Here is a 4,613-nt window from a genome sequence, read left to right as displayed (position 1 = left end):
AATCTTATGCGGTATTAATCTTCCTTTCGAAAGGCTATTCCCCTCTATGAGGCAGGTTACCCACGTGTTACTCACCCGTCCGCCGCTAATCCGTTCCCGAAGGAACTTCATCGCTCGACTTGCATGTGTTAAGCACGCCGCCAGCGTTCGTCCTGAGCCAGGATCAAACTCTCAATTAAAAGTTTAATCTTAGCTTACTCAAATAAAAATTGCTGGTTTACTTAAATGTATTTATATCATTCTGTTCAATTTTCAAAGACCAATTTTCTTTCCTACATTTTATTGTAGTTACTAATTATGTCACCCTTAAGCGACTTTCTTAGTATATCATCTGTTTTATAGACTGTCAATAACTTTTTTTGAATTTTTTCAAACTATATCTAAACATATTTTTACTAATTCATATTGAAGTTATTTATGTGTCTCAGCGACGTTTTTTATCTTAACATATATAATAATTATATTAATATATCAAATTATACCATTAAACGTGTTTATATCCACTATGATGCCAAATTTATATGTAATTCTCTCTAATGCTATTAGTGATACACTCGGCGTAGTTATATTACATAATGATGCGTAATTTCACTAATCATTATTTATTGATATTATATTTATATAAAAGAATTCAATATGCCATATATAAAAATAGCAAATCCTGATTGCAAATATTTTTGTAATCAGGATTTGCTATTTAAAACTTTATCTTTAGTATATTACTAATATATTAAATGATTTCTTTCTAATTGGTTTACGCATTAATAACTTATTTATTATTATACCCTATTCTCTCTAAAATAATTAGGGCAGTATCTTCAATAGCTCTTTCTGTAACATCTATAGTTTTGCATCCTATTTTCCTCATTATTTTATCTGCAAAATCAAGTTCTTCTAGAACTCTCGCATCTCCTGCATATTCGATATCTGATGTAATCCTATGAAACTTATCCAATCTTCTTTTCCGTATTTCAATTAACCTAAGTGGATTTATAGTTAATCCAAATATCTTTTTCCTATCGATTTCATATATCTCATCTGGAACCCCCACCTCAGGCATTAAAGGAATATTTATAGCTTTTACTCCCTTATTGGCTAGATACATGCATAGTGGTGTTTTGGAAGTTCTTGAAAGTCCAATTAATACAACATCAGCATTTTTTAATCCTCTATAATCTTTACTATCGTCATATTGCATAGCAAATTCCATAGCCTCTATTCTCTTAAAATACACTTCGTCTGTTTGCCTCATAGCGCCTGGATTGTATGTAGGATGTGTGTTCAATATAGTTGATGCTACATTTATTATTGGTCCTAATACATTCATAACCGATATATTTTTTTCCATTGCTTTTTGCGTCAAATGTTCTCTTACATTAACAGTAATTATAGTGGATACAATTATCACACTTTCGCACTCATTTGCAATATTCATTACATCCTCAACATCTTCTAAAGATTTTACATATGGAATTCTTTTAACATCTACCTTTTCTGTAAATTGGCTTGCCGCTGCAACGGCAACTTGGTTCGCAGTTTCTCCTATTGAATCTGACACCGCCAAAATTGTTAACATATTTATACCTTCTTTCTCATAATCTCATAGTGCTTTTTATACCTTACTCTTTTTTTATAAATATATACCTTGACCATAACCGACAATATTTTAATTAATTATGCATATATTTTTTTCCTATCTTTATATTAAACTAAATTTGCTTTATTTAACAGTAGTGAATTTTTTTTTACTATATGTTACACTTTAGTATAACGTAATACAATTACAGTTGGAGGTACTTTTATGAAAAATAAAAAAGTGTTAACTATAAGTATTCTTCCTTTGATGTGGACTATATATGTCTTATTCGAGCTTATCACTGGAAGAATTAATGATTTCAGAACAATTTTCTTTAACATTATACTAATTATATTATTTGCATTAGTTGGTCTATTTAGCTACATAATTGGAATTAAGCACGAACATGGATTTAAATCTAATATACTTGTAATTCTATTTTTGTTTCTTCTTCTATTTGATCAAGGAATAAAGATATTAATTAAACTCTTGTGGTTTAATAATGATTTTTCAATAATCCCTAACTTGTTATATTTTAGACCTATAATTAATACTGAAGGTTCTTGGCTAAATGCTAGATTTGGAGCATCTGTCAATTTTCCAATTTTAATAACTATAAATATATTTGCTATTATCATTTTTATTGAGGTATATAGATATTATTTATACAAAGGAAATAAGGATTTTTGGGCAGATATGTGTTTTATCTTTGTATGTTGCGGTGCCACCTGTTCATTAATTGACAAGATCTTTTATGGAGGTAGTTTAGATTTTATAGGAATAAGCAATTTATTTATTGCTGATATAAAAGACTTATATATTAATATAGGAATATTATTCTTTGCCCTTACTATGTTCAATAATGGATACCTTGCATCTAATGAAGATACATCGTTTAAAGAAGATATCCAATCATTGAAAAATTTCTTCTTATTTATAAAAAAAGATATTTCTCATAAGTTCAAATCCTTCTAAACACTTATATGATAAATTAATAATACCTATGAATACTTATTTGATATTATTTATTATATAAATTTGCAGTATACATGTTGCAATAATGAACTTACATTTAAAACTTTAGTAAGTTAAGTACTCAATTAAGACAAAAATATGAAGCTTAATTGCAACGTATATATAATATACTTAAAAACTTAATGAGAAAAATAAAAAAGAGTTTTACTCAAAGTAAAACTCTTTTTTTATATAAATACTAAGCAAGTTTTCAAATAAAATTACTTTTAATAAAGTAATTGGTGGCTCACCCGGGAATCGAACCCGGGACACCATGATTAAAAGTCATGTGCTCTACCGACTGAGCTAGTGAACCATCTTACCTCGCAACGTCCTACTCTGCCACACAGTCTCCCATGCAGTACCATCGGCGCTATAGACCTTAACTTTCCTGTTCGGAATGGGAAGGAGTGTTACCTCTATGCCATCATCACGAGATTTAAGCAATAATTGATAAATTCTTTATCTTTTGCTTTAAATTCATAAAATAATCTTTATAATAATTATTTATAATATCTTGTCGAAAACTTGTCTCAACAAGATATTATTATACATAGTATTATCTATTATGTCAACACTTATCTATAAATAAAATTTATTTATTTTATTTATTTTATTTTTTCTATATATTCTTTTATTAAATCTAAAGATTTTTTAAACTTACTCAATTCTTCTTTTGTCATATGGATTTCCACTACTTCTTTAACTCCATCAGCGTTTAAAACAGCAGGTACTCCACAGAAAACATCCTTTTCTCCATACTCACCATCTAATAATGTGGATACTGGCATTATTTTATTTTCATCATTTATAATCGCTTTTATAATTCCTACAGCTGCTGTTGCTATACCATAATACGTTGTTCCTTTTCTATTATACACTTCCCAGCCTGCTCTTGCTGTTTCTAAGACCAATTTATCTAAATCAACTTCTCCTACTCTGTCTTTATTATCTTTTAATATCTCATAAAATGACTTTCCTCCAACTGTAACGTGAGACCATGGAACCATCTGTGAATCTCCATGTTCTCCCATTGAGTATCCTTGCACACTACGCGGATCTACATTTAGTAGTTCTCCAATGAAATTTTTTAGTCTAGCTGAATCAACTGAAGTACCAGTGCCTATAATATGACTCTTTGGCAACCCAGATATCTTATAAACATGATATGCTATCATATCAACTGGATTTGAAATAACAATAAAGTGACCTTTAAATCCGCTCTTCATTATTGGCTTTACAATAGATTCTACTATTTTAGCTGATAACTCTAGTGTGTCTAATCTAGTTTGCCCTGGCTTAGGTGGTGCACCTGCTGTTATCACTACAATATCTACATCACCGCACTGCTCGTAGCTTCCTCTAACAATTTTTATATTTCTATTTAAATACTCAATACAATGGTTTAAATCCATTACTTCCCCTAAAGCCTTTTCTTCGTTTATATCAATCATTAATATTTCATCACATACACCTTGAGTCATCAAGCTAAAGGCTGTACTAGATCCTACTAATCCTGTTCCTATAATAGCAACTTTACTTTTTTTTAAACTCATATATAACTCCTTTTAAGAAATTTATTCTTACTCATATTATTATTTTTATTTTACAATCATTTATTCACCTATAATTACTTATATATGCACTATCAAATATTATGGATTATATTATACACTATCTCAACTTTATTCTAAAAATATAAAATCAATCTTAGTATTCAATATTTATCTAATTAATAAATTAATCAAACTTTTTATTCTCAAATGTTTATAATACAGAAAATAAATTATCTTATTAACAATTTATTTTAAAACAAAAAAGGTTGTTAATAAAATTAACAACCTTTGTTATGGTGCGTCATCAGGGATTCGAACCCTGGACACCCTGATTAAGAGTCAGGTGCTCTACCAACTGAGCTAATCACGCAAATCTTACCTCGCAACGTCCTACTCTGCCACACAGTCTCCCATGCAGTACCATCGGCGCTATAGACCTTAACTTTCCTGTTCGGAATGGGAAGGAG

At 29.5% G+C, this 4,613-nt stretch carries 3 protein-coding genes, 2 tRNA genes and 3 rRNA genes; 1 reads left to right on the top strand and 7 read right to left on the bottom strand.

Annotated features, from left to right (window positions below; translation table 11 throughout):
- Nucleotides 1–179 (bottom strand): 16S ribosomal RNA (locus T483_RS0118195); the annotation flags it as partial.
- A gap of 590 nt (nucleotides 180–769) precedes the next feature.
- On the bottom strand, nucleotides 770–1,576 hold the full coding sequence (locus T483_RS0118190; RefSeq protein ID WP_026888112.1) for a pyruvate, water dikinase regulatory protein: 807 nt from the start codon (nucleotides 1,574–1,576) through the stop codon (nucleotides 770–772).
- 225 nt (nucleotides 1,577–1,801) lie between these two features.
- Between T483_RS0118190 and T483_RS0118185 the strand changes: the two genes are divergently transcribed.
- Nucleotides 1,802–2,551, top strand: coding sequence for a signal peptidase II (locus T483_RS0118185; protein WP_026888111.1), 750 nt, complete (start codon nucleotides 1,802–1,804; stop codon nucleotides 2,549–2,551).
- Nucleotides 2,552–2,830: 279 nt separating this feature from the next.
- On the opposite strand, the gene T483_RS0118180 is transcribed toward T483_RS0118185, so the two are convergent.
- The 5 genes from T483_RS0118180 to rrf (T483_RS30215) form a co-directional block, all read right to left on the bottom strand.
- Nucleotides 2,831–2,906 (bottom strand) — tRNA-Lys (locus tag T483_RS0118180).
- A 5-nt stretch (nucleotides 2,907–2,911) separates the two neighbouring features.
- Nucleotides 2,912–3,028 (bottom strand): 5S ribosomal RNA (gene rrf / locus T483_RS0118175).
- A gap of 170 nt (nucleotides 3,029–3,198) precedes the next feature.
- On the bottom strand, nucleotides 3,199–4,146 hold the full coding sequence (locus T483_RS0118170) for an L-lactate dehydrogenase (protein WP_026888110.1): 948 nt from the start codon (nucleotides 4,144–4,146) through the stop codon (nucleotides 3,199–3,201).
- A 294-nt stretch (nucleotides 4,147–4,440) separates the two neighbouring features.
- Nucleotides 4,441–4,516 (bottom strand) — tRNA-Lys (locus tag T483_RS0118165).
- A 7-nt stretch (nucleotides 4,517–4,523) separates the two neighbouring features.
- A 5S ribosomal RNA gene (gene rrf / locus T483_RS30215) occupies nucleotides 4,524–4,613 on the bottom strand; the annotation flags it as partial.

The organism is Clostridium beijerinckii HUN142 (assembly GCF_000621745.1).
Taxonomy (GTDB): Bacteria; Bacillota; Clostridia; order Clostridiales; family Clostridiaceae; genus Clostridium; species Clostridium beijerinckii_A.
This window is presented reverse-complemented; position numbering and strand designations above follow the sequence as displayed.

What these genes read in the sequence shown, in the direction of transcription:
- T483_RS0118190 (WP_026888112.1), bottom strand. Translation starts at nt 1,576, where the DNA reads ATGTTAACAATTTTGGCGGTGTCAGATTCAATAGGAGAAACTGCGAAC.
- T483_RS0118185 (WP_026888111.1), top strand. Translation starts at nt 1,802, where the DNA reads ATGAAAAATAAAAAAGTGTTAACTATAAGTATTCTTCCTTTGATGTGG.
- T483_RS0118170 (WP_026888110.1), bottom strand. Translation starts at nt 4,146, where the DNA reads ATGAGTTTAAAAAAAAGTAAAGTTGCTATTATAGGAACAGGATTAGTA.